Origin of the sequence: Listeria cossartiae subsp. cayugensis (assembly GCF_014229095.1) — a bacterium.
Lineage (GTDB): Bacteria > Bacillota > Bacilli > Lactobacillales > Listeriaceae > Listeria > Listeria cayugensis.
Genome location: NZ_JAARZC010000003.1, coordinates 33,611 through 59,367 on the forward strand (window position 1 = coordinate 33,611; position 25,757 = coordinate 59,367).

The 25,757-nt window shown below is 38.3% G+C and carries 29 protein-coding genes; 5 read left to right on the top strand and 24 right to left on the bottom strand.

Annotated elements, in window-relative coordinates; all coding sequences use genetic code 11:
* Positions 1 to 20: 20 nt before the first annotated feature.
* The 8 genes from rplW to pplA form a co-directional block, all read right to left on the bottom strand.
* Entirely contained in the window at positions 21 to 305 is a 285-nt protein-coding gene (gene rplW, locus HCB49_RS09945; RefSeq protein ID WP_003728540.1) for a 50S ribosomal protein L23, read from the bottom strand.
* Positions 305 to 928: a 50S ribosomal protein L4 gene (rplD, locus tag HCB49_RS09950; RefSeq protein ID WP_003727695.1), complete on the bottom strand. Its 624-nt coding sequence runs from the start codon at positions 926 to 928 to the stop codon at positions 305 to 307. Before rplD ends, rplW begins: the two co-directional genes overlap by 1 nt.
* Before the next feature lie 25 nt (positions 929 to 953).
* On the bottom strand, positions 954 to 1,583 hold the full coding sequence (rplC, locus tag HCB49_RS09955) for a 50S ribosomal protein L3 (RefSeq protein WP_003726733.1): 630 nt from the start codon (positions 1,581 to 1,583) through the stop codon (positions 954 to 956).
* A 34-nt stretch (positions 1,584 to 1,617) separates the two neighbouring features.
* Positions 1,618 to 1,926 (bottom strand): 30S ribosomal protein S10, encoded by a 309-nt coding sequence (rpsJ, locus tag HCB49_RS09960; protein WP_007474836.1) that lies wholly within the window; start codon positions 1,924 to 1,926, stop codon positions 1,618 to 1,620.
* A gap of 360 nt (positions 1,927 to 2,286) precedes the next feature.
* Entirely contained in the window at positions 2,287 to 3,087 is an 801-nt protein-coding gene (gene fmnA, locus HCB49_RS09965; protein ID WP_185480349.1) for an FAD export ECF transporter transmembrane subunit FmnA, read from the bottom strand.
* A gap of 19 nt (positions 3,088 to 3,106) precedes the next feature.
* Positions 3,107 to 4,066 (bottom strand): 1,4-dihydroxy-2-naphthoate polyprenyltransferase, encoded by a 960-nt coding sequence (gene menA, locus HCB49_RS09970; RefSeq protein ID WP_185604837.1) that lies wholly within the window; start codon positions 4,064 to 4,066, stop codon positions 3,107 to 3,109.
* A gap of 81 nt (positions 4,067 to 4,147) precedes the next feature.
* Positions 4,148 to 5,230, bottom strand: coding sequence for an FAD:protein FMN transferase (locus tag HCB49_RS09975; RefSeq protein WP_185604838.1), 1,083 nt, complete (start codon positions 5,228 to 5,230; stop codon positions 4,148 to 4,150).
* 163 nt (positions 5,231 to 5,393) lie between these two features.
* On the bottom strand, positions 5,394 to 6,293 hold the full coding sequence (gene pplA, locus HCB49_RS09980) for an extracellular electron transfer flavoprotein PplA (protein WP_185391931.1): 900 nt from the start codon (positions 6,291 to 6,293) through the stop codon (positions 5,394 to 5,396).
* Positions 6,294 to 6,740: 447 nt separating this feature from the next.
* Between pplA and HCB49_RS09985 the strand changes: the two genes are divergently transcribed.
* From HCB49_RS09985 to HCB49_RS10005, 5 genes are all read left to right on the top strand, one after another.
* Entirely contained in the window at positions 6,741 to 8,627 is a 1,887-nt protein-coding gene (locus HCB49_RS09985; protein WP_008948859.1) for an FAD-dependent oxidoreductase, read from the top strand.
* A 174-nt stretch (positions 8,628 to 8,801) separates the two neighbouring features.
* Positions 8,802 to 9,236, top strand: a complete 435-nt coding sequence (eetA, locus tag HCB49_RS09990) for a flavin-based extracellular electron transfer system protein EetA (protein WP_185604839.1) — start codon at positions 8,802 to 8,804, stop codon at positions 9,234 to 9,236.
* Positions 9,237 to 9,268: 32 nt separating this feature from the next.
* On the top strand, positions 9,269 to 9,811 hold the full coding sequence (eetB, locus tag HCB49_RS09995) for a flavinylation system FAD exporter subunit EetB (RefSeq protein ID WP_003723627.1): 543 nt from the start codon (positions 9,269 to 9,271) through the stop codon (positions 9,809 to 9,811).
* 21 nt (positions 9,812 to 9,832) lie between these two features.
* Positions 9,833 to 10,813, top strand: coding sequence for a polyprenyl synthetase family protein (locus HCB49_RS10000; RefSeq protein ID WP_185604840.1), 981 nt, complete (start codon positions 9,833 to 9,835; stop codon positions 10,811 to 10,813).
* A gap of 90 nt (positions 10,814 to 10,903) precedes the next feature.
* Entirely contained in the window at positions 10,904 to 12,235 is a 1,332-nt protein-coding gene (locus HCB49_RS10005; RefSeq protein WP_185604841.1) for a cyclic nucleotide phosphodiesterase, read from the top strand.
* A gap of 44 nt (positions 12,236 to 12,279) precedes the next feature.
* On the opposite strand, the gene HCB49_RS10010 is transcribed toward HCB49_RS10005, so the two are convergent.
* The 16 genes from HCB49_RS10010 to HCB49_RS10085 all read right to left on the bottom strand — a co-directional run bounded on the left by HCB49_RS10010 (position 12,280) and on the right by HCB49_RS10085 (position 25,709).
* Entirely contained in the window at positions 12,280 to 13,266 is a 987-nt protein-coding gene (locus tag HCB49_RS10010; protein ID WP_185604842.1) for a DUF4003 family protein, read from the bottom strand.
* Between the two features lie 27 nt (positions 13,267 to 13,293).
* Positions 13,294 to 14,106 (bottom strand): SMI1/KNR4 family protein, encoded by an 813-nt coding sequence (locus tag HCB49_RS10015; RefSeq protein WP_185604843.1) that lies wholly within the window; start codon positions 14,104 to 14,106, stop codon positions 13,294 to 13,296.
* Positions 14,107 to 14,184: 78 nt separating this feature from the next.
* A complete protein-coding gene (locus HCB49_RS10020; protein ID WP_185604844.1) occupies positions 14,185 to 14,928 on the bottom strand; it encodes an SIS domain-containing protein in 744 nt (247 codons plus the stop codon).
* Positions 14,929 to 15,648: a KDGP aldolase gene (locus tag HCB49_RS10025; protein ID WP_185604845.1), complete on the bottom strand. Its 720-nt coding sequence runs from the start codon at positions 15,646 to 15,648 to the stop codon at positions 14,929 to 14,931.
* A complete protein-coding gene (locus HCB49_RS10030) occupies positions 15,608 to 16,357 on the bottom strand; it encodes a creatininase family protein (protein WP_185604846.1) in 750 nt (249 codons plus the stop codon). Before HCB49_RS10030 ends, HCB49_RS10025 begins: the two co-directional genes overlap by 41 nt.
* 12 nt (positions 16,358 to 16,369) lie before the next feature.
* The gene (locus tag HCB49_RS10035; protein WP_185604847.1) at positions 16,370 to 17,362 is read right to left on the bottom strand and encodes a phosphotriesterase family protein; all 993 of its coding nucleotides are present in this window, start codon (positions 17,360 to 17,362) and stop codon (positions 16,370 to 16,372) included.
* A 68-nt stretch (positions 17,363 to 17,430) separates the two neighbouring features.
* Positions 17,431 to 18,729, bottom strand: coding sequence for a PTS ascorbate transporter subunit IIC (ulaA, locus tag HCB49_RS10040; protein ID WP_185391922.1), 1,299 nt, complete (start codon positions 18,727 to 18,729; stop codon positions 17,431 to 17,433).
* 26 nt (positions 18,730 to 18,755) lie between these two features.
* Positions 18,756 to 19,028 carry a PTS sugar transporter subunit IIB gene (locus HCB49_RS10045; protein WP_185313032.1) on the bottom strand — a complete coding sequence of 91 codons (273 nt, stop codon included), beginning with the start codon at positions 19,026 to 19,028 and terminating at the stop codon, positions 18,756 to 18,758.
* Between the two features lie 2 nt (positions 19,029 to 19,030).
* Entirely contained in the window at positions 19,031 to 19,465 is a 435-nt protein-coding gene (locus HCB49_RS10050; RefSeq protein WP_185391921.1) for a PTS sugar transporter subunit IIA, read from the bottom strand.
* A gap of 193 nt (positions 19,466 to 19,658) precedes the next feature.
* A complete protein-coding gene (locus HCB49_RS10055) occupies positions 19,659 to 21,725 on the bottom strand; it encodes a BglG family transcription antiterminator (RefSeq protein ID WP_185604848.1) in 2,067 nt (688 codons plus the stop codon).
* Positions 21,726 to 21,879: 154 nt separating this feature from the next.
* Positions 21,880 to 22,362: a hypothetical protein gene (locus tag HCB49_RS10060; protein ID WP_185604849.1), complete on the bottom strand. Its 483-nt coding sequence runs from the start codon at positions 22,360 to 22,362 to the stop codon at positions 21,880 to 21,882.
* The gene (locus tag HCB49_RS10065) at positions 22,359 to 23,003 is read right to left on the bottom strand and encodes an ABC transporter ATP-binding protein (RefSeq protein WP_185604850.1); all 645 of its coding nucleotides are present in this window, start codon (positions 23,001 to 23,003) and stop codon (positions 22,359 to 22,361) included. Before HCB49_RS10065 ends, HCB49_RS10060 begins: the two co-directional genes overlap by 4 nt.
* A gap of 11 nt (positions 23,004 to 23,014) precedes the next feature.
* Positions 23,015 to 23,764, bottom strand: coding sequence for a hypothetical protein (locus HCB49_RS10070; RefSeq protein ID WP_185604851.1), 750 nt, complete (start codon positions 23,762 to 23,764; stop codon positions 23,015 to 23,017).
* A 1-nt stretch (position 23,765) separates the two neighbouring features.
* Positions 23,766 to 24,464: a hypothetical protein gene (locus tag HCB49_RS10075; protein ID WP_185604852.1), complete on the bottom strand. Its 699-nt coding sequence runs from the start codon at positions 24,462 to 24,464 to the stop codon at positions 23,766 to 23,768.
* Entirely contained in the window at positions 24,451 to 25,236 is a 786-nt protein-coding gene (locus HCB49_RS10080; protein WP_185604853.1) for a hypothetical protein, read from the bottom strand. The genes HCB49_RS10075 and HCB49_RS10080 overlap by 14 nt, the downstream gene beginning before the upstream one ends.
* Before the next feature lie 65 nt (positions 25,237 to 25,301).
* Positions 25,302 to 25,709 (bottom strand): DUF2712 domain-containing protein, encoded by a 408-nt coding sequence (locus HCB49_RS10085; protein WP_069890480.1) that lies wholly within the window; start codon positions 25,707 to 25,709, stop codon positions 25,302 to 25,304.
* Positions 25,710 to 25,757 lie beyond the last annotated feature (48 nt).

Below are 25,757 nucleotides of genomic sequence, written 5' to 3' on the forward strand. Positions count from 1 at the left end.
TTTATTTAAAGTTAGTCGAATTATACTTCAAAGAATTGAATTTCTTTGCTGTCAGCTGTAACAGTAACAATCGCTTTACGACGTTTGTTAGTGTAACCTGCATAACGGCCCATACGTTTAAGTTTGCCTTTGTAATTCATTACGTTTACTTTAGCAACTTTTACGTCGAAAATTTCTTCAATTGCGTATTTTACTTGCGTTTTAGTTGCGCGAGTATCTACTTCAAATGTATATTTCTTATCGTCGAGAATGCTTGTAGATTCTTCAGTTACAACTGGGCGCTTAATGATGTCGCGTGCATCCATTATGCGAGCACCTCCTCTACTTTTTCGACAGCTGCTTTAGTGATAATTAATTTATCATGTTTAGCAACTTCTAGTACTGAGATACTTTCAGCTGGAATAACTGTAATGCCTTGTAAGTTGCGTGCAGATAATTCTACATTTTCACTTTCACCAGCAACTACGATTAGTGCCTTAGTATCTACAGAGATATTTTTAAGAAAAGCCGCAAATTCTTTTGTTTTAGGTGCATCGAAAGTCAAACCTTCAAGTACAACTAATTTTTCTTCGTTAACTTTAGAAGAAAGAATCGATTTAATCGCTAAACGACGAACTTTCTTAGGTAATTTGTAAGCATATGAACGAGGTGTTGGGCCGAATACGACACCACCGCCACGCCATTGTGGGGAACGGATTGAACCTTGACGGGCACGACCTGTACCTTTTTGACGCCATGGTTTACGTCCGCCACCACGTACTTCTGAACGATTTTTTACTTTGTGAGTCCCTTGACGTAGGGATGCACGTTGGCTCAAAATTACGTCAACAACAACTTTTTCATTTGGTTCGATACCGAAAACAGTGTCGTTTAAAGTGATTTCGCCAGCGTTTGTTCCATCTTGTTTAAGTAAGCTTAATTTTGGCATTCGTTAGTCCTCCTTTCCAAATGAATTATTTTGCTTTAGTAGCAGTTTTAATTTGAACTAATGCTTTTTTAGCGCCTGGAACGTTACCTTTTACTAAAAGAACGTTCTTTTCAACGTCTACTTTAACGATTTCTAGGTTTTGGATAGTGATTTGTTCTCCACCCATACGACCTGGAAGTAGTTTATTTTTGAAAACACGGTTAGGTGCTACTGGACCCATTGAACCTGGGCGACGATGGTAACGGGAACCGTGGGCCATAGGGCCGCGTGATTGTCCGTGGCGTTTAATAACACCTTGGAAACCTTTACCTTTCGATACGCCTGTCGCGTCGATGATGTCACCTTCTGCGAATACGTCTACTTTTACTTCTGCACCAATCTCATACTCGTCTAAGTTTACATCGCGGAATTCGCGAATGAAGCGCTTAGGAGTAGTATTGGCTTTTGCTACATGACCTTGTTCGGGTTTGTTTGACAAAATTGCTCTCTTATCTTCGAAACCGATTTGTACAGCTTCATAGCCGTCAGTTTCAACAGTTTTCTTTTGAAGTACCACGTTTTGTGCTGCTTCGATTACTGTTACTGGAATAAGTTCGCCGTTTTCAGTGAAAACTTGTGTCATCCCTACTTTTCTACCTAAGATTCCTTTGGTCATGAGTCACACCTCCTGTTAATTTAATATATTCTTATTATAGTTTGATTTCGATGTCCACACCGCTTGGCAAGTCTAAACGCATCAAGCTATCAACTGTTTGTGGTGTTGGATTAACGATGTCGATTAAACGTTTGTGTGTACGCATCTCGAATTGCTCACGAGAATCTTTATATTTGTGGACCGCACGTAAGACTGTGTAGACTGACTTCTCTGTTGGAAGTGGAATCGGACCAGATACGGAAGCACCTGAGCGTTTCGCTGTTTCTACAATCTTTTCTGCTGATTGATCCAAAATACGGTGATCATACGCTTTTAAACGAATACGAATTTTTTGTTTTGCCATTACTTTCCCTCCTTTTCGCCTACTTTTAAAGTAGACATTCTCCGTGAAAATTACCTGAACATCCGCCATGGCAAAGCGGCCGGGTGTGTCAGCAACCTTTCACTTCATCACATGGGCATTCCCGGCAATACCGGGGTGCTCGTTGTCAAAAGGGCAGACCAATGCCTGTCCATTTGCACTTTATCTATTATACACGGGTTGGTGGCAGTAATCAACCGCTTTTCGAAAAAAGTTTCAAGTTATTTTCATAGGAGCTATTATATAGAAGATTCTCGGTTTTCCATCGCTTGAAAACAGCATTATAGAGCCGTTTAATGATTTTTTGCAAAAAGAAAAAACATCCGTTGAAATCGAATGTTTTTAAGTAGTTCTTAATAATACGAGACCGACCGTTAGAAGTATCATTACACAAGCTGCGATTAGGTCTCCGAAATGCCAATGCAGAATCCGGAACCGGGTGCGTCCTTCGCCACCTTGATAGCCCCTTGCCTCCATTGCGTCAGCCAACTCCTCTGCTCTATTAAACGAGCTAACAAATAATGGAATAAAAATTGGAACGACCACTTTCATTTGTTCAAAAAGGTTTCCTTCACCAAAATCCACACCACGAGCTCGCTGCGCTTTCATGATTTTGTCCGTTTCTCCCATAAGCGTCGGAATAAAGCGAAGCGCTACTGAAATCATGAGCGCAATATCATTCACAGGAACTTTTAGTACGGCAAAAGGACGAAGGATGTAAGCTATTGCATCTGTTAGGTTCATAGGCGTTGTTGTCAGCGTGATAACTGTCGACATAATAATAATTAAGACGAATCGTAAAAATACAAACACACCGTTCAGAAGCCCGAATGAGGAGATGGTAAATGGTCCCCAATCAAAGTAAATCGTACCGCCACTTGCGAAGAGTATTTGCATGACTACCGTAAATAAAATTAGCCAAATTAGCGGTTTGACCCCTTTTATAAACACTTTTAGCTTAATGCCGGTCATTTGGACAATCATTAATGTAAATAAAACCATTAATGCATATGTCCACCAGTTATTCGCTAAAAATAAAATACCGATGTAATAAAATCCAGCTAACAATTTTGTTCGTGCATCCAGACCATGGATCAAGGACTCCCCTGGAACAAAACGACCTAATATTAGTTTTTCTATCATTCAAAGAAGCCCCCTTTCCTCATGTCAATTGTTGAAACGCGACACTCACTGCCATTAAAATCGTCAACGTGGCATTAATTAATACGAAATTACGAATACCAATGACAAATGTTTTTGATTTCACTTGTTCTTCATTGAATTTAACTAAGTTACGATAAACCGGATAAATCGCTACAACTGATAGTAGCATGATCGGACTTAGGAAGTTGACCACAACCGAAATAATCACAGCCAAAAATGAAGCGTAGTATAAAGCATTAAATAATAGGACGCCCATTTTTCTACCTATATAGTAGGGAAGTGTGTAACGATGGTTTCTGATATCTTCATCTAAATCACATAAATTATTCGCGAGCATAATGTTGGCTATCGTGAAAATACATGGTAAGGATACCACACCTATCCGAATGATTTCTATCAGATTGAACTGAATCGTCACCATTTCTCCTTGCCAAAGTAAATTCGCAATGCCTGCATCGTATGCGTTCACATATACCGCCAAGAAGAAAATCCCGAATCCCATTGTCACGCCTGAAAAAATTTCACCTAGAGGCATGCGAGAAAGCGGCACAGGGCCAAACGTATATAAAATGCCGATACAAAAACAAACAAAGCCGATTAATAGAACTAGCAAATCTGTACGGAAAACTAACCATACGCCTAAGCCGGTTGCAATGAAAAACATCAGGAAAATGGTAATAATAACCGTGCGTACCGGAATTTGTTCTTGACCGATGACGTTGCTTGTTGTTCGGTAATCATAATCATGATTGTCTGTTGCTTTGCGGTAATCCATGTAGTTGTTAATCGCGGTTGTCGTTAAATCGAAAATCAACATCGAACCAAAAAATATTAGCGTATTAACTGGTTTAAACATATCGTATTGATAAACAACGAATAGCGTCCCTAACATAAACGGAAACACACTAGCTATCTTCGTTTGGATTTCAACCAACTTCAGAAACGATGGTATTGACATATCCCCTTTTTAACCCCTTTTTTAATTTATTGTGAGCAGAGTCCACGTGGATTTCTGCTCACTTCCTTCTATAATAATAGTTTATTTTTTCACGGTATCCATTTGGAAGTCTTTGTCGGTTAATTCGAATTGACCTTTTAGCCCAGATGTTTCGTATACTTTCTTCTCTTTGCTAATGAAAATCGCATCTACACCATCAAATTGTTCGATGTAGTCCATTCCACCTTTAATCCCTTTGGAGAAAGTAGCGGTTGATAGGCCATCACCATCAATCGATTTTTTAGAAACGATTGAAACTCCTGCAATGTCGTTATCAAAAGGATAGCCTGTTTTTGGATCTAAAATGTGATGATATGTTTTTCCGTCAACTTCTAGGTAACGTTCATAAATACCGGAAGTTACGATGGACATGTTGGATTCAGGAAGTTTCCCAATAACACTTCCACGCGGGGAGAATGGGTCTTGAATTCCGACATTCCATTTGTTGCCGTTCGGATTGTTACCTTGAACGTAAATGTTGCCGCCTAAATCTATAATAGAAGTTGTTACTTTATTTTCTTTGAACACTTTTAAAGTTTCATCGGTAATGAAGCCTTTAGCAATCGCACCTAAATCAAGCTCCATGCCTTCTTTTTCCAAGTAGACAGTTCGGTCTTTGTCGTTCATTTTAACATCTTTGTAGTTGATTAATGGTAAAACTGCGTCGATTTCTGCTTGCGATGGTTTACGTGCATCAGAGAAACCGATGTGCCACAAAGAAGTTAATGGGCCAATAGTGATGTCGAAGCTACCGCCAGAGTTCTCTGAGTATTTAAGTCCTTCTTGGATTAAATAGTAAACGTCTTCGGATACTTCGACTGGCTTTTTGCCAGCTTGTTCATTGATTTTGTCGACTTCAGAAGTTTTCCCTGAATCGCTTGTAGTAATTTTAGCAGCTAGGTCTTTGATGCGGTCGAAACCTTTATCAAGGACATCTTCTTTGTCTTTGTCATAAATTTTAAGTGTTACAACTGTCCCCATTAGGAAGTCTGTTTTCGAATATGGTTGATCCATTAGATTTTTAGAATCGCTTGGTTCGCTTTTTGATTCTTTACCGGAGTTTCCGCACGCTGATACAACGAGTGCTAATATGATAACTGAAAATATTATTTTCCATTTTTTCATGAGCTTTTTCACCTTTCTAATCCATGATCTTTACTTGAATAACTATAGCGTAAAAAAAGGAATAAATCTATAGTAAAAAGGCTTAATTCCTCTGTTTTTTCGATAAAAAAATCGGCTAGCCCCGAAAATCAGGGCCAGCCGTTTTGTGCATTAATTGTGCTGATTATTCAGCTTCTACTAAGTTGTAAACTTTAATTGTGTCAGTGTTGCCATTTTGTGCAGCATTTTGAAGTTGAGCTGCATAGATTTTGAATTGGTTAGAAGAATTAGTAGCACCAGAAACTGTGTCTACTGCAGCAACGTCTTGTTTTTCTACAAGAGATTTGTTAAGTGCTGGGATGTATTCTTTTGGACCAGTACCAGATTTAGCTTTCATGTTTTTCTCATATTCAGCGTCATCTGATTTAAGTTTGCCGTCTTTGTCAACATAGTTGTAGTCAGATTTAGTAATTTTACCATCTTTAACGTCCATGCTGAACACTACACGGTAACCATGTGCGTAGTTTTGTTCTTCTAATTTGTAAGTTCCATCTTCCATTTTAGCTAGGTTGTTGATGGAAATTGTAGTTGTATCAGCTTTTTGAGCTGCTTGAATTAATTGGTTAGCGTAGTTGATGAATGCGTCAGAAGAATGAGTTGCTCCTGAAACTACTTGTACAGATGAAGCGGATTGACCTTTAACTAAAGAATCGCTTAATTGTTTCAAGTATTCTTGAGGACCAGTACCTACTTTATCTTTCATCATTTTTTCGTAGTCTGCATCTTCGGATTTTAATTTACCGTCTTTGTTTTTGTAATCGTAGTTAGCTTTAGTAATTTTACCATCTTTAACTTCGATTGACATGAAAGCTTTCCAGCCTTTGTCGTCAAAATTCTTTTCTTCTAATTTGTAAGTACCATCAGTCATAGTACCATCAGTTTTAGCTGTTTTCTTTGTTTCTGTTTGTTTTGTGTCTGTGCTCTTTTTGTCTTTGCTGCTGTCGTCACTGCTACCGCAACCTACTAGTAATAAACTTGAAGCCATTACCACGGTAATACCCATTGCTACTTTTTTCAATTTCATGTTTTGCTCCCACCTTTTGTTTTATTGATTAACTTTGTTTGTGATTTCGTGAACACAAACCGATAGTCTGCGAAAGCGATATCACTTTTACAATACAAATGATACCATCAGCGTCCGGTTTTGTCTACTGTAATTCTAAAGACATAATTCATCTAATTTTCAAAATAATGACTATTGATGTATAAAAGATGGCTAAAACCAACCTTTTTGCGCAAAATAGCAAACAAAAATGTCTAACAACCTATGCATAACAAGGACTTTGTGCCTGTTTAATTATGTAACATTTGTATAAAGTCCTATTTTTAAATTTTAGATTAGAATTGTTCTTTACTATCTAGACATTTGTAGGAGGTTTCTGTTAAACTATGATAGGTTATAATAATACTGTGGGGAATTTTGGACTCATTTTATTTTTGTGAATAAACTTACAAGGAGTTGAGGAAGCATATGCCTGAAAAGAATATCGTTTTAATTGGGGCAGGATATGCAGGTGTACACGCTGCTAAGAAATTAGCTAAGAAATACAAGAAAGACAAAGACGTTAATATTACATTAATCGATCGTCATTCGTACCATACAATGATGACTGAACTACATGAGGTTGCTGGTGGTCGTGTTGAACCAACTGCAATTCAATATGATTTACGTCGTTTGTTTAATAGAACAAAAGTTAATCTTGTAACTGATAACGTGACACATGTAGATCATGATAAAAAAGTTGTAACAACAGAGCACGGAAGTTATCCGTTTGATTACCTAGTACTAGGTATGGGCGGCGAACCTAATGATTTCGGGACTCCTGGTGTTGGCGAAAATGGCTTTACACTTTGGTCTTGGGAAGATTCTGTTAAGTTACGCAATCATATTGAAGAAACTGTAACGAAAGCATCTCGCGAACAAGACGTTGAAAAACGTAAAGCAATGTTAACATTCGTTGTTTGTGGATCTGGATTTACTGGTATAGAAATGGTTGGGGAACTTTTAGAATGGAAAGATCGTCTTGCTAAAGATAACAAAATTGACGCATCTGAAATTAAATTAGTTGTAGTAGAAGCTGCTCCAACAATTCTAAACATGCTTGAAAGAAGAGACGCTGACAAAGCAGAACGTTACATGGTTAAAAAAGGTATTGAAATCATGAAAAACGCTGCTATCGTTGAAGTTAAACCTGAAAGCATCGTACTTAAATCTGGCGAAGAACTTCCAACAAGTACATTAATTTGGACTGCTGGTGTTCGCGCTAACTCTGATACAAAAGATTACGGCATGGAATCTGCTCGTGCAGGCCGTTTGAAAGTAAACCAATATATGGAAGCAGATGGTCTTAAAGACGTTTATGTCGTTGGTGACCTTGCTTACTTTGAAGATGAAGAAGGCAAACCAACACCGCAAATCGTTGAAGGCGCTGAACAAACTGCATTAACTGCAGCGAAAAGCATCATCGTTGAAATGAGCGGTACTGGCGAAAAAGAACCATTCCAAGGTAAATACCATGGTGTAATGGTTTCTATCGGAGCTAAATATGGTGTTGCTCATCTTGGTAACATGCATCTTTCTGGTTGGTTCGCTATTTTAATGAAACATATGGTTAACTTGTATTACTTCTTCGGTATCCGTAGTGGTTACTACATGTGGCAATATGTTATGCATGAATTCTTCCACATTAAAGATCACCGTAATATCTTCCGTGGTTGGACTTCTCGTTACGGTAACGTACTTTGGGTTCTTCCTTTACGTGTATATCTAGGTTGGTTCTGGATTGACGAAGCTCTTTCTAAAATCTACGGTGAAACTACATGGGATAAAGTAAGTATTACAAACTTAAAACCTTTATTTAACGGTATCGGTTCTGACTCTTGGTTAACTGCAACAAGCTCTAAAATGCCATTCGAATGGTTACAAACTGCTGCTACATCTGGCGCTAGTCAAGCTGCCGGTGATGCTGCTGGGGCTGCTGCAACAAACGTAACTACTCCAATTCTTAGCCATATGCCTGGTTGGTTTGAATGGATTATGAAACTTCTAATGCCAAACCTTGACGTTGCACTAGTAATGCAAAAAGTTGTACCTTTTGTTGAACTTGCAATCGGTCTTGCTATGGTAGTTGGTCTATTCACTTGGCTTGTAAGTATCGGAAGTGCTGGATTCCTAGTAATGTTTACACTAAGCGCTATGCTTGGTTGGGACAAATTCTGGGCGTTACCAGCTTCTATCGCACTTCTAAATGGCGCTGGACGCACATTTGGTCTTGATTATTGGGCTGTTCCTTGGTTCCAAAAACATCTTGGTCACTGGTGGTACGGTAAGCCAAGGTCCGTTTACAGAGACAAGTAAATTAACTAGTTAAATTTCAAATAAAAACTCGGGAGTGCATCCAAAAGCCAGTTTTGGCATAGGAGGTGCTTCCGTTTTTATTATTTGGTTATTTCTTGAACTTTTTCCTATTATATTTAGGCATTATCCTTTAAAATAGGATTTGTACATGACATTTTGAAAGGAGGCAATACGGTGAAGAAGTATTTTTCTATGGTGAAACGCTGGGATATTATTATTATTTTATCTCTTTGCATACTCTCCTTTTTGCCGATTGCTATTTTTTCATATGTAAAAGCGAATGAACCGGCTCCTGCTAGTGGAAAAAAAGAGCTTGTTGCGGTTATTTCTGTTGATAGTAAAGAATATAAGACCGTTACGCTCACTGGCCATAAGGGAACGGAAAGCTTTGATGTGAAACAACCGGATGGACATACTAACACGATTGAGGTTTCGGGGGAAGAAATCCGAATTAGTAAAGCGAACTGTAACGATCAGGTGTGTGTTCGGACTGGTGCAATTGATAAACAAGGAGATACGGTCGTTTGTCTTCCACATAAGTTAGTAATTGAAGTAAAAGCGAGTGACGGGAGTTCAGGCGATTCAGATGATCCGATTATCTCTTCCTGACCTTATCCTCTAATAGATAGGAAAGTGTTTCTATGACAAAAAACAGACGATTAGTATATATAGCACTTTTGGCTGCACAAGCTGTTGTCATTAGTTTACTCGAACGGGCTATTCCGTTTCCATTTGCATTTGCTCCTGGGGCGAAACTTGGCCTTGCTAATATTATTACGTGTATTTCGCTTTATACATTATCGGCAAAAGATACATTTATGATAATTTGCATTCGATTAGTATTATCCACTTTGCTTGGTGGGACGATTTCGACCTTTATGTATAGTGCGGCGGGGGCAATCTTGAGTTTTCTTGGGATGTGGCTTGTGCAACAACTGGGTCCAAAACGTGTGAGCATCATTGGCGTTAGTGTTACTGGTGGGATTTTACATAACGTTGGGCAACTCGTTATTGCCAGCTGGATTGCTGGTACTTGGTCGGTTATGCTTTATTTGCCAGTATTATCTTTTATCGGAATTCTTTCCGGAATTGCGGTTGGGATTGCGGCAAACTACTTATTAAAAAACGTCCAAACTTTGCGGATGTTCGCTGATGCTAAACAAAGTCAAGCAGCACAAAAATAACTTTTAAAAAAGGAGTTCAATATGCAACTTCATGCTATGTGGGATGAATATCCTGCACTTTCCAAAGATTTACAAGAAGTCTTACAAACAATTGAAAAAAACATTCAAATCCGCGATAAACACGTTGAGCAAAATGTGAAGGATTTGATTCACGCTGGTGGAAAATTACTGCGCCCTGCTTTTGCACTTCTTTCTGCACAAGCCGGACCTGATTTTGATAAAGATCGTGCTGTTTCGATTGCTGCTGCGCTTGAAGTGCTTCATATGGCGACGTTGATTCATGATGATGTCGTTGATGATTCACCATTACGCCGCGGTATTCCAACAATTCATTCCAAATATGGTCGTAATTATGCCGTTTATACTGGCGATTATTTATTCTGTATCTGTTTCAAAATTTTATCTGCACATGCTTCTTCTGTGGAGAATATCGAATTTAATAGTAAAAATATCGAGAAAATTTTAATGGGTGAACTAGACCAAATGCGCACTAGCTACAAAATGGATGTTACTGTCCGCGAATATTTGACGCGTATTTCTGGCAAAACAGCTCAACTTTTTGCGCTTAGTTGTTATTCTGGCGCAAGTGGCAGTAAAGCGTCTCGCATGACTGTTGCGAAATGCTATAATATCGGGCATTATCTTGGTATGGCTTTTCAAATTATTGATGACGTGCTTGATTACACAAGTACAGATGCTGGCCTTGGCAAACCCGTTTTAAATGATATGAAGCAAGGTATTTATTCTCTCCCACTTATTTATGCAATGAAAGGTCATTTGGCAGAATTTGAGCCACTTCTTTCACAAAAATTAGATATGACTGATGATGCTTCTGAACAAGTTTTAGCACTTATTTCTAAATATAATGGTGTCGAACAGGCATTTAAACTTGCTAATAAATATACGAATAAAGCCCTTCGTGAAATTAAAAAACTACCAGCTGGCGCGTATCGTGATGATATGTACCGCTTGACGAAAAGTATTTTAGATAGAGATATCTAAACCATTTAGAACATTGCTCCTTCCCTTTTTGAGTTTTGTTCTAAATTTTACGGCTCATTGTGAAAATACAAACATGAAAGCGTGATTAACGTGATTCGATTTTTAAAAATAGCTACACCTATCCTGTTATCTTTTTCTTTAGTTGCCTGTGGTTCTGCAAGTGGAACAACGGAGAAAGTTACTGCGCCAATCGAAAAAGATCGTAATTTATCGATGGTAGTAACAACCGATGTCCATTATTTTGCGCCGTCTTTAACGGATAAAGGAAAAGCTTTTGAAAAATATGTGGCTGCTGGCGATGGCAAACAACTGGCTTATAGCAATGAAATAACGGATGCTTTTTTAGCGGATGTTGAAGCGAAAAAGACCGATGTGCTCATTATTAGTGGTGATTTGACGAACAATGGTGAGAAAACAAGCCACGAGGAATTAGCGAAAAAACTCACTCAAGTAGAAAAAAATGGCACGCAAGTTTTTGTTATTCCTGGTAATCATGACATTAACAACCCGTGGGCGCGCAAGTTTGAAAAAGATAAGCAACTGCCAACTGACACGATTTCGCCTACAGATTTCAGTAAAATTTATGGAAAGTTTGGCTATGAAGATGCTATTTCGCGGGATGATTTTTCGCTGAGTTATTTAGCGGCTCCGTCTTCCAAAGTCTGGCTCCTAATGTTAGATACGGCTATTTACAAAACAAATATGCAGCAAGGAAATCCCACAACAGAAGGCGGATTAACCGCTGGAACATTAGATTGGATAAAAGAAAGCAGTGCGCTTGCGAAGAAAAACGGCGCCAAACTTATCCCTGTATTGCACCATAATTTAACTGACCATAATGACGTCATTCAAAAAGGGTATACGATTAATTATAATCAACAAGTGATTGATGCTCTTACAGCTGGCTCAATGGATTTCTCCCTAAGCGGTCATATCCACACGCAAAATATTCGTTCTACAAAGAGTACAGATGGTAAAGAAATCACGGATATCGTCACCAATGCGCTTTCGGTTTTCCCACATAAGTACGGTACAATAACGTATAGTGCCAAAAATAAAAACTTCACTTATCAGTCCAAAAAGCTAGATATCGAAACTTGGGCAAAAGCAAAAGGATCTACGGATGAAAACTTGCTGAATTTCGACCAATTTGACTACGAAACTTTTTATAATAGTGGCTATGATAAAGCAATAATGGATTTGATGACAAATGAGTCTTATGATAAATACAGTCAAGCAGACAAGGAAAAAATGGCGGATACGATGGGATTAAATAATATGTATTTCTTCGCCGGTACCGCACCACCAAAATCTGCTGGAATGGAATTATGGGATTCCGCACCGAATTCATTTTTGAAAGACTATGTTTTAAGTTCTTCCAATCCACCTAAGAAAAGTAATGACTATTATGTTAGCCCTTAAATAGAAAAAACTGGTAGCCTACGTAGCTTACCAGTTTTTTTGTATTAATTAGATGCGGCGGCCGCACTCGCAGCAGCGGCGACACCTGCTGCAGCTGCTTGTTCCATCGCAATTAAAATATGCACATTGACCATTAATCCTTCTAATTGTTCTTTGCTCATTTGCCCTGATTGTTTTTCGGTGTAGAGGCTTATCGCTAGAGCTGTAACGAATTCGCGTCCAAAACGCAAGCCTGGTTGTTGCTCCAATTCATCAATTAGCTTCACTAACCCAGAGTCAATTTTGCGACCATCCATGACAAAGGCTAAAATCCCGATGCTGGAATAATGGAGCGGTTTTATTTTCACTCCTTTTTGGCGCAATTCTTCTACGACATTATCTACTCGTCGAATGAATTTGCTGTCTTTTTCACCATATAAAAGAGTCCCGGTTGTTGCTAAAAATTGTAAGCTATCATTTTTGCGGAAGCCTTTCGCGGCGAACTCTTGAAAATAGTATTCTGTTATCTCGGCCAATTTTCCGGTATTTTCTTCTGGAAGATTTGCTAGGAAAACGGCGGTTGTCACATCTTCACTTTTAGTTAAAAATGGGTGTGCTTTTTTGAAAAGTTGGTAGATGGTTTTGGCTTTTTGAGCAGTTTTTGTCTGGTTTTCAGCTTGTAGTAATAAATATGCCGCAAAATAAGTGTATTCTGTGCGCTGGAAACCGGCTTCAATTAATGTTTTATAATTGGAAATTACTTGGCGAACGCTTTCCGGACTGGCATTCCCGTTAGCCATCAAAAGCCCTACAAGCGATGCGCGCACGTTGCCATTAAGCGCAGTAAACATACCTAGTTGCTGCTTAAATTCTTTGTTTAGTGTATGAAATTGTTCCGGATTAACCACTTCATTATTCCCCGCAAAAAGACGAGCAATCAGAAAGCGAATTCGTTTATCAATAAAACTCACACCACTTGTTTTTACTAACTCGTAATTCTTCATTAATAATTTCGTTGCTTGTTCGCTATCAAATACATATGCTGAATCCATCGGCCGCACTCCTTTTCATTTTTTGGATTAATATTCTTCTATATACAAACTCATAATGAACGCTTCAAAATTCTCAGCTAGCTTAATTATTTTATAATCAGCTTCTTGATCAATGTGAACAACTGCTGGCTCGCCTGTTTTGCCGCATTCTCGGTAATCTAAGAAAACCATATCGTGCCCGGCAGAAGGACAATCCGCAATCGCTAAACCAACATCTGGATAACCCCACTCTTCCATCCAAAATTTTGTATTGTATGATCCATTTAATGTAGAAATTCCGTGACTTCCTATTCCCATAATTCCAGTAATAGCTACACAATTCTCTGCCCATGAACTTGGCTCTGTCGTAGGTACAGAATCTATTGATACTATGCCTCCGTTTTGAGTATGGCGCATTAAGTAGACGTATGACTTAGGCAGTTTATACCCTAGTTCTGCTTCGATGTCAGCCACTCTTTGTCGTGTGGGGTACACGTCTTCATATTCATTTTTATAATTGGTTTTTGTCCAAAGCTCTGCCAAGTGATCACCTTGGAAAAATGTCCCTACTTCACTAAAATATTCATCTAACTCAGCGAAAATCTGCTTCGCCTTTTCGCGTTCGAAATCGACTGCTTCTAAATCTTGCATGTCTTCTAAAATCGACATGAGGTGTTGATAGATTTCCGGAAAACGTTCGCCTCTTTGGTATAACACGTCACTGAGTAATACGGTGGCTGTGAATATATCACTTTTATTTTCGTCTGTCACTGTTTGATTCCAACAAGTTTCAAGTAAGCGAATCGCGTCTTTTGTTTTTCTTTTGTCTAAATAATGTAATGCTTTTCTCGTTGTAAGCATAACGATTCCTCCAAATTCCTTAATAACTTTATTATACTAAAAAACCCTAGGGAAACAAAACCCCTAGGGAAGCTACTTTTATAAATTCATTCCAAGAAGCGGAATACGTTCGTTATATTTATCAACAAGTGCTTGGTTATGCGCATCGGCATTTTCGACATTTCCGCTAATAAATACTGGTGGCGTATAATTATCGTTTACCATTTTTTCAATTGCTTCTGCAAAAATCGATTGCAAGATGACCGCGCCTGTTACGGTAGATGTTGGGGCGAACGCGATATCGAAGTTGGCTGATTTTAATACTGCATCCCCTTTAACAGCACCATTATCAATCACAATATCACCTGTATCGGATAGTCGCTTGCCAGACACGTGACGCGATTTTTGACTGGCTGAATATTGCAACGAGGTTATCACGATGACAAAAGCACCTTTTTCACGGGCGATTTCGGCCACATCAATTGGTACAGGATTGCGACCCGATGTCGATAACACAATCATGACATCTCCCGGGCGAATATCTTCCTCCGCCATAAACGTTTTCGCATAATCATTTTTCCGTTCGAGTACAGAGGACGCCGCGGCACCTTCGTGGAGCATTAACGGTTCATGTAAAATCGGATGAATTGCCGCTAATCCGCCTGCTCTGTAGAATACTTCTTCGGTTAAAATATGGGAATGCCCACAGCCGAATAAATGGATAATACCGTCGTTTTCGATAGACTCGGCAACTTTGGCTCCCGCTTCTTTTACATAATCTGCTTCATTATCGAGAATATTTTCTAATAAACGAACCGTGATATCGATATAGTTATTAATCATTTACTTCTCCTCCAAAGCTGCAAAAATTTTCGCGATTTCTTCTGGTTTCGTTCTACCACTTGCTTTATCGATGGTTTTCCCAAAAATGTGCGGCATGTAAAACGGGATTCCTGTTGACTGGATGGCGTTTGTTATTTCAAGGATATTATCGGCGCCAATCCCGCCCGCTGGCTCAATACCGTAAATACCTTTCTCAGCGGCAATTTTTGTTAAATAAATTAGTTCGTCTAAATACGTTGTGCCTTCAATGCTCATAAATTTAATTGATGGGATGTTCGCGGATAGGCAATAATCAACTGCTTCTTCGGCAGTAATTTCATCTCCAGAAGATAATTTGACGATGCCGACTTTTCCTGTTGGGCGAACGAGTGCATTGGTGTAGGTTTCTGGAAGCAAGTCATTTGTTAATCCCGCTGTTTCGATTGGTTGGTTGATGTGCGTATTTGGTGTAAGACGAGCAATATGAAGCACATCGCGCCAGTTTTGCCAGTCTCCGCCACCACCAAGACCTACACTCACGACCGCCGCTGTAGTTTGTAATTCTTGAACCACATTCGCCGCTTCTTCTGCGGTTGCATAGTTTGTCGCAACGATTCCCGGAACGGCAAAACCACGCGCCGCTTCCATGACTTCCAGGCTATTTTCCTTATCTTTCGCTAAAAAATTAAATAGCGCAAAATTATTCCATTTCGGTAGATTTTCGAATTTTTTCTTGTTCAAGCTTTATCAACTCCACACATGTTTTTAACGTTTTTTCAATCAAGTATTCGCCTTTTTCTGCCGTTGCTAAAGTGGCTTCTCCTAAAACCGCTGTCTTGGTGAAATTTTGCCACGGGGTTGGGGTGTAATCCGCATCAATTGGTAAAATGGGCGGATCATCAATTGCACGACTCATATCTGCATTTTCTGGGGATAAATAGAGCATGAGTGATGTTTCGATTTCACAAGCATGAATGTACGTATGGTGATTGGCTGTTCCTTCGCGTACATCCATGGCTAATTTTTGGATATTCGGGTAAAAAATGTGCAGGATAATCATATCGGGGTATTTTGCATAAAGTTCGCGCGCTGCATCTTTGAGTGCTGCCATATTGCCAAGGTGCCCGCTCACTGGTACAAACAGCCGGAACCCTTGTTTATAAAGACTTTCACCGATTTCCACGACTACTTTGGTGACCGTTTCATTCGATAATGTCAAACTTCCCGGAAAATCCTGCAAACTCCAAACTTGGCCGTACGGTAATACCGGAAGCACGAATCCGTCTGTTTTCGCCGCTATTTTCGCAGAATATTCTGACGCTAAAATATTGTCTGTCCCTAGTGGCAAATGCGGCCCGTGCGCTTCGACCGCTCCTATTGGCAAAATGACTGGTTTCGTTTTCGTGATTTTCGCGCCAATATCAAATGAATTTTCATCTGCATATAACACAGATTTCGCCTCCTATTTTTTAAATGTAAAACATCTAGCTGGGTTATCTATGAAGAATTTTTTGACTAATTTTTCTCCATCAAAGCCTTTTTCGTTTGCTTCGTCGATAAAGCGTGGCACCCATTTTTTAGCGATATATTCGAGTCCTGGTCCGTGACCGTAATGCTTATAATATGTTTTGCGAGCGGTATCACCACTAACTAGAATTTGATCTTCAAACCCTTCTGAAACCAAGTAAAGAATCGCGGCAATCCGAGCGCTTTCTGGTGCGTATTTAATTTTGGCAATGCCATCGAATGACATGAATGCGCCTGTTTTTGCAACTTGCTTGTGGTAATACGGGTCAAGATTGCGGTCCATATGACCAATAGATAGATATTCTAACGGAATATTTTCTTGTTTTAAAATCTCGATTTGCTCTAAAGCCATCGTTCCCGCTTCTGTATGAGAATGAATTGGTGCTTTTGTCTCGTGATGTGCTCTAGCAACCGCGCGTATCGTCTTTTCTTCTAAAGGTGTAATCATATTGTAACCAGTGCCAAATTTCACCTGACCAGCCTTATACGGCGTTCCTTCAAGCCCATTTTCGACTTCATTTACAACGAATTCCGTTAATTTTTCCGTAGAAGTATTTTCAATCCATTCATAATAGGTTTCGAAATCCCCGATGATTGGTTTCAGTTCAGGTTTAATTTTCCCGTCCCACAAGAAGCTTTTGTTAAAGCCAGCTGTTCCAACGATTTGAATGCCGGTTTCTTTGGAAATTTGCGCTACATCAAGCACGCGTCTACCGTAATCAACCGCCGTCGCATCGACAATCGTTTTTCCGCCTAAATCCGCAAAATCTTGTACATCTAACTGCGATTTTTCTTTATCATCTAAAAGTAAATCGTCGGCATCTCGCTCTTGCCAGTAAGCCGGCACACAAACAATATGCTCATGCGAATAAGTAAAGCCCAGTTGCTCCGGGGCAATATCTCCATAAAAAGTACGAATAAAACTCATTTTTAAAACTTCCTTTCAAAAAACCTCTTCCTCTTGAATGCTAGACAAGGAAGAGGTTTAGATTTTACTTAAAAGAATAACTTCGCTAACATGCTGACAATTGGTCCGAGGATAAACATATCTGAGTCGGCTGCCCACATTGCTGTATCTGGAACAGTCGTATTGATAAAGAAGGTAACCATAATATATTGACCCCAGGCGACAACCGTAGCTGTTAAGAATCCACCTATCAATGCTCCTCTCACGCCACCAGTTGAGTTACCGAATACTCCAGCAACTGCCCCGTGGAAGAAGAGAACGATCATTGTTGGCACAAACACGTAGCCAACTGTATTTCCAAGTACAACTAACCAGATAATCGCTCCGATGAACGCGCCTACGAAACCGATAATTACGGAGTTTGGTGCATAAGGATAAACGATTGGCGCATCCAGTGCAGGTTTCGCACCCGGTACAAGTTTTGTTGCAATACCATTGAAGGCTGGTACGATTTCACCGATAAACATCCGCACACCTACAAGAACAATGGCGATACCCGCGGCAAACGTAAAGGACTGAACGATGGAGTAAACGATGAAACTTTGATTTCCAGATTCGGCAATGAGTTTTTCTGCTCCCGGTGTTTTCTTCACCATCAAAATTACTGCACCAACTACGAACAGAATTCCCATTGTAAGAGCGGTAATAACGTTTGAGTCACGTAAGAACTCTAATTTTTTCGGTAAATTAATATGTTCGGCATCGTTTTTCTTATTTCCGAATACTTTCCCAAGCAAAGCAGATAAAATCGCTACACTGGAAGAAGTGTGACCTAAAGCGACGTTATCATTTCCAGTAATTTTACGTAGGAATGGTTGTGTAATCGCTGGTTGGAGCGTCCAGTAAAGACCCATAATTACTGCTAAGAAGAGCACAAGTCCCCAAAATGGAATATCTCCGCCGACAGCTTGCACAGTAATTCCGGCAAAAATTGTCGTTGTCCAGAACATCATATGACCAGTTAAATAAATGTACTTAAACGGTGTAAATCTTGCTAATAATACGTTGACTAAAAATCCGAGTGTCATCGCAAGTGTTACCGCACTACCAAATTTTGCATTAAAGGCTTCTTGTCCTAAAAATCCTGCAAGTGGCGGTGTTTCAAGCCCGAATACTTCTTTCCACATCGGTTCAAAAATCCCAAGGGAGCCAGTAATAACAGCCGCACCAGCGTTAATAATTAAGAAACCAATAATTGCCTTGAACGTTCCGCTAATAACTTGGCTTAAATTTTTCTTCTGTAAAAGCAACCCTAGAAGTACGATAAAACCTAAAAGTATGGCTGGGGTTCCAAAAAAGTTATTGGCAATCCACGTAATAATCTCCATTTTTTTCCCACCTTTTTTTGTCGTATTTAACTATTTATTGCTGTGGATAATGCATTTTTAATTTCTGCGTTGTCAAAATAATTGTTGACGATGACTATTTTTGCACTCGTATCTGTTCCAAGCGTTTCAGCTAACTCTTGGCTTGTTACGATAATATCAACATTCATCGAGCGAGCTGCGGATACATCAATGTGCTCCACGTCTGCGTCCACTCCCATATCACGTAAAACTGTTTCTACATTCATTCGTAAAATTAAGCTTGTCCCTTGACCAAGTCCACACACTGCTAAAATTTTCATTATTATCCCTCCACTAATTCTCCAATTACTTGATAATCTTCTGAATGAATCATTTTTTCAATGTTCTCATTGTTACTAAGCAAGGAGACGATTTTTTGAATGACTTTTAAATGTGCCTCGCTTGAAGTTGCTGCAAGTCCGAATACTAATCGCACAGGATCATTTGCGGCGTGTCCGAAATTCACACCTTCTTTTAGTACGACAAGTGACACTGCAGAGTTTTCCACACCATCAGTTGGTCTTGCATGAGGAATTGCTATTTGAGGTGCAATGACAAAGTACGCACCATTTTCATGATAAGATTCCACCATTTTTTCAACGTACTGCTCGCTCACATAACCTGCATTCACTAATAATTCTCCTGCTTGCACGATAGCTTCGTCAGCATTTTTGGCTGTTCCATGCAGATTCACAAGCTCTTTATTCAAAAAAGACATATCTCTTCATCCCTTCTAACTGATTGATAGCGCTATCAATAACTTACACTCTTATTATAGCTGTAGCACTCCCGTTTAAAAAAGCCCAATTCCTTTCTTTTCGAAAGTGCAAAGAATAGACTGTTACATTTCGTTGTTAACGGGTATACAAAAAAGCCAGCGCGGCAACTTGGTGCCCCACTGGCTTTTTCGCTTATTTTATTGTTAACATTGCGGCAATTTCTGCTGCTGACTCTGCCTGTTCAATCTGCTCCAGTAAGTGATGTTTCATAATTAAATTAGTGAGTTGGCTCAGCGCATTAATATGTGTGTAGGAGTCAATGGAAGCGAGCACAATAATTAATTTAACTTGATCCTTCGCCTTACTTGAAAATGAAACTGGCTTATCCAGCCGTAGCAAGCTCATGCCGACGCGGTATGCCCCGTCGTCTACCGAAGCATGCGGAAGTGCAATCCCTGGTGCAATAACGATGTATGGGCCTAGTTTCTCAATATTTTCAATCATTGCATGCTGATAATTTCTCGAGATATAACCTTCTTGTTGTAGTGATTTCGAAGCAACTTGGATAGCTTCACGCCAATCAGCCACACTTTCTTGAAAAGCAATTCGTTCTTTCGGTAAAAGGTCTTCAAGTGTTGGTGATTTTTCTAGCTGGCTATCTGATTGCACTTGGAATAACACGGATTTTAGCTTGGATGCTAATTTCTCACGGTCTTCCACTTTGGCATATTGATCGACCACATCGAGCACGGACGATAACATACGCGCATCCGAATCTTTTTGTAAAATGTGTGGCGCAATCGCCTTCATCAATTGCTGTTTCTGCGCTTCGGTTAAAATTGGGCTCACTATGAAAACTGGCGCTTTCGGTTCCATAATCGGCAAAGTAGAAACGATAAAGTCTGGCGTATACAGCCCTTTTTCAAATTCACGAATCGAAATTGGCTCTAAAATCTCTACCCGTTCACCGAGCAATTGCGACAATTGGCGTTCAATCATCCGCGAAGTCCCAACGCCTTTAGAGCACACAATTAAGAGTTTCTTGCGCTCAACTAACGTATTATTTTTGCGTGAAAGATAGCCACCGAATAAAATGGTAACGTAAGCTATTTCATCTTCCGGAATTGTTTCACCAAGCAAATCTTCTAGTGGTTCTAATGATTTTTTGGTAATCTCGTACACATCACTATAACTCTGCTTAATGTCTGTACGTAGCGGATTAATCCATTCGATTTGGAATTTAAGCCGATAATAAGCTGGCTGTAAATGCAGTAATAAATCCTTTTTCAAATTGCGATGATCTTCAAAATTCACACAGGCAAGGCGCTCAAATTCGGCAATGATCTTCTCCACAATAATATCAAGTTTCCCTGTAGCGGCCGCATCATCGTTCAAACGACTCGCCCCGAGCAAAAGTTTACCTAAATAAGTGATTTCCGCATGATTGATTGAAAAATTCTCGGTTTGCTGCAATTGCTCATAAATTTCCTCCGCAATATCAAAAGATTCCACCTCATGTTCTTCATGCTCATCTAAATAACAATCACGCTTCATCCGCTCTTTAAAGAAGAAAATCATAATACCAATGCGCTCAATAACCTCATCCGTATAACGAATACCAATTTTTTTCTCCGTCACCGCTAAAATTTCGAAAATCTTATCTAAATTAGGAAATAATTCCTGATTTTTTATCATTGGATTGATTTTCATTAAATCGAGCAACTGGTCAGCGGTTGCGATTTCTTCGTTATTCATACAATAATGGATGAAAAATTGGCGGATACTTCGCTCATCACCGAGCACCATATTGCCATTTTTCCGATCATAGATAAGCTCTAAATTAAACTGTTTGAGCGCTAATTTTAATTGTTTAATGTCCTGCAAACTAGTGTTGCGACTAACTTCATTGCATTCATTAATCGTATCGATAATTACTCGTGCATCTGTTACGAGCAGAAAAAATAAAATACGGATGCGGCGTTCACTAGCTGAAAAGACTTTGTGGCTCGCTTCCCTATTTTCAAGGATTTCTTTCATTGTCGATTTTTCTTCTTCTAATAAATAATACCCTTGTCCACGCACGGATTGAATACCATCAAGTCCTATATTATCTAATTCTTTATTAATTTTTTCCACATCATATTGAAGTGTTCGTTTGGAAATGCCTAGTTCTTCTTGTAATTTCTCTGGTGCAAGATATACATTCGCCACGACGAGCGATTCGAGTAACGCCATATTTCGAGCATCAAATTGTACCACTTGGCCTACCTCCTTGATTTCGGTCTAGAAGGTAAAAAGATATGTCTACATTAAGGTTATGCGAAAATGTGATATTTTTCAAGTTAATTTTTATTTCAGGCACAAAAAAACCGACAAAGCCAAATGACTTTGTCGGTTTGAATAAGGCTACTTTTTATAAACTGATTTCCACAACATCCCTTGCTCCGTTCTTCCAATATTTACTCGGAGTAACTAATGTGAATGTCTTATTAGTTGCTAGTAATTCTTTAGGTATATTAAAACCTATCACCATTTTATACACCCCATCTTCAAATTCATAACTTGCTGCCGAAGTATCTGACAACGTTACAAATTCTTTATACCCTAACTGAAAATCAGAAATTCTTATATCTTTTTCTGTAGATTCTAATTGAACGAGCAAAAGAGCCTTATTTTCCTGCTTAAAATAATCTTTTGTCACATATTTATTTAAGTCTGCATCACTTACAACAAATGCTTTTCTAGCAATGGTTGTTGCGCTTCCAAGTTGAAATTTTTCCTGTTCAGTATGTGTCTTATTTTCATATGAAAAAGAATTAGCGTTTACATCATACACACGCCAAGCAAACAGGCCCATTACTAAAATAATTAAGATTCCGCCAAGTATTTTTTTCATGCTTTTCTCCTATTTATTATTTGGCCTGCTTCCATTTCAAATATTTCATCTGATATTCCATCAATATCAGCAATATGGTGGCTTGCTAACAAAATCGTTTTCCCTTTTTCTTTTAAGTCTAAAATCAAGTCAATAAAACTCTGACTGCCAGCTTTATCTAACGAATTTGTTGGTTCGTCAAATATTAACAAATCCGGGTCTTCCATAATAGCTTGAGCAATACCAAGCCGTTGTCTCATTCCAAGCGAATATTTTTTCACTTTCAAGTTCTCTTTTCCAGAAAGTCCAACTTGTTCTAACGCAGCAAGTATTTCCTTTTCACCTATTTGATTTCTAATAGAAGCTAAGTATTCCAAGTTTTTATAACCAGTATAATTTGCTAAAAAGCCTGGCGTTTCAATAATAATTCCGGTCTTTTCTGGGAAAGATTTAGTTTTACTAATACTAACGCCATTAATTGTAACTTCACCACTTGTTGGTGCAATAAAACCGCATAACGCCCTAAAAAGCATCGTTTTTCCAGAGCCATTATGACCTATGAACGAATAAATCCCACCTCGCTTTAATTCAAAATCAATATCATCTAGCACAGTGTTGTTGTTGATTACTTTTGTTAAATGATTAACTTTTATATAATTCATCGATCTTCTCCCTAGTTTAGTTTATATAAATCTGTCTTTCGATAAATATTTCCGCCAATGAGTATTGCCAAAATAATATATCCCAATTGAATACTAAATAACAGCCAATTATTTACATCAGCGAATCCAGCAACATTTGAAATGCTTCCTATAATCCAAGAGTTAGTAATAAAGCAGTTGGTGACAATAATGACAAGCACTACTGTGATAGCGTAAAATGGCTTAATTAATATTGAAAGCAACAATTGCAGCGTGATAAGCGCTAGCCCACCAACAAAAAAGTACAACCCAATTTCATAAAGTGGCATATTTAAATCTATAAATAATAGCACCGGTTGCACATCAAAACGAATACCAAAAAGAAAACTAATAAACACTACTAGCCCAATAATTACAAAATAATAAATCAACATCATCGTAATTATGAGTAAAATTTTGGAAAGAAAGGGCAGCATTCTATTATTAAAGCGAATAGTAATAAATTCCTCTAATGCAAACAATTCCTTGTAAAAATAACTCCCAAATAGAAAAACTGGCAAACTTTGAATGATAATCCAATTCAAGCTACTTTTGAGCGGATTTTCCGCCCCATTATCCTGTTTTAAAAAGCTCAAAAACACATCTGCTATCGTCCCCGATGCATTTTTTGCATTAACAACATTTATTAAAATTGCTAATATCAGAAGCATTCCCAAGCCTATTATTTTCAATTTATTCCCTTGAAGGAACCATAATATATCCCGTTTAAAAAATAACCACATATTAACGCACCTTCTTTTTCGAAGTTCGAAACATATCTTTTTTCTCTGTAAGTAACCAACTTATTAAAAATAATACAATAATCCCACCAACCAAGCAGAAAACTCGCCCAGCAAATGACAACAAGTCAGTAAGATCATTAGGGTTCACTATAAACAGATTGGAAATTAGCTGCAATTTGATTGTGCTAGTATCAAAGAAAAATACCAGAAATACTACAAAAAAAGCAATTGCCTTATTACCTGTAATTACAAGTAGTATATTCTGTAAAACACCTACAAGAACTAAACCTAAACCAAATAATATAAAAGAATAAATGTAAATTTGTACTATTTGGGAATTCATTACAATAACACCATTTGCATAATTTAAGGCATTAGTTAATACTGCAAGCAAAAAGGCATTCCACAAAATAACAGTTGCATTGACTTTCCAAAGTGTATATTTGTTCTTAATCCGAACAACAGCTAGTTCCCTATGTTGAAAACACAATATTTGATTCATCCATAAACAGAACGGGCTCAAAATTATAAATAGAACTTCAACTGATACGGAGCTCTGTACAATGTAAAGGACATCTGTCTCGACATTTTTTGTGTACAACAAGCGTAATACAATTATAAAAACAAATATCAATAAAAGCAGTAAATATTTTCTTCTTTCAAAATCAAAATTCAACCGAACTAAATTATGATTTTTCATTTTTCACACTCCAAATAATACCCATAATTATCACTACTAAAAGAAGTAGAAATTCTATCCAAATAATATGGAAATTTAAGGGGTAACCTTGCTTTGGAGTTAAGAAACCAAACGGACTAAACTCTGGATAGCCAATCAAAGAAAACACAACCCAAACACCATAATAAATAGCTAGTGGACTCAATAAAACTACATATTTACTAGAACTAAAAAAGGACACTAGAATTCCAATTAAAGCAAATAACCCTCCGTAAACAAAGCCTATTACAAGAAATATCATCTCATACGTAAGCGGACTGTTATAAAAAATATTCGAAAACATCGCACCATATGTAACCGGTACTTCTGCTACGAAATAATCAAGTGGTATAGAGGGGTACACTAACATTAATGCACAAAGTTCCATAATTAAAGGCAAACAAAATACTACCCCTCCAGCAATAAAAGCAACGATGCTCTTCGAAAAATAATACTGTTTATCATTTCCTCTTATTCGCGAAAATATATCTAAGCCACTACGCCGATCTTCACCCAATAAATCCGCACCAGCTAAAGCCACTAAACATGGTAACAATAAATAATAAAGGTTTGTTCCAAGCCCCGTTGTATCATAACCTGTTAAATATAAAAATACATTTTCTTCTGCCGTGGAATAGTAACGTGCGACAGTTATTTGTTGAATTAGCACAATTAACACTCCCAGTGCAAGAGCAGCAAGAAATGATTTACTTTTAAAAACTCTATTAAATTCTATTTTTAAAAATCGACTCATTTAAACTCTCCTTTTACAAATATAGGGTAAGCTTCCATTGATTCAGAAACCTACCCTATCATTATTTAAATACTATCTGGACTCCAAAGGCCTGTAGCAGTAACTCTAACAAATTGAGTTTTACTAGTTTCAGCAGCTAATTTAACATTACATTTGCCATAATCTTCATAAGCGTAGTTAGCAATTTTTTTACTTTCACCTTGCCTCACAGTCACATATTTACTTCGAACGCTAGCTCCATTAGATTTTAAAAGCCATGTATCCATTGTTCCTTTTCCAATTGAATTTAATTTCACATAAGATGATGTAGTGTTCTGTTTTTGTCTAGAACCAGTGTAATCATTTGCACCAAGTTTACCTAGTGTAAAACTAAACTTTGTATCCGAATAATTTGCTGCGCTTACGTTTAAGATTCCCATTCCTGATAAAAATATTGCACCCGCTAACCCTAAAGTAACTAATTTCTTTTTCATTTCATTCTCTCTCCTCTGTAAATTATTTATGTGCATTCCAAATATAGC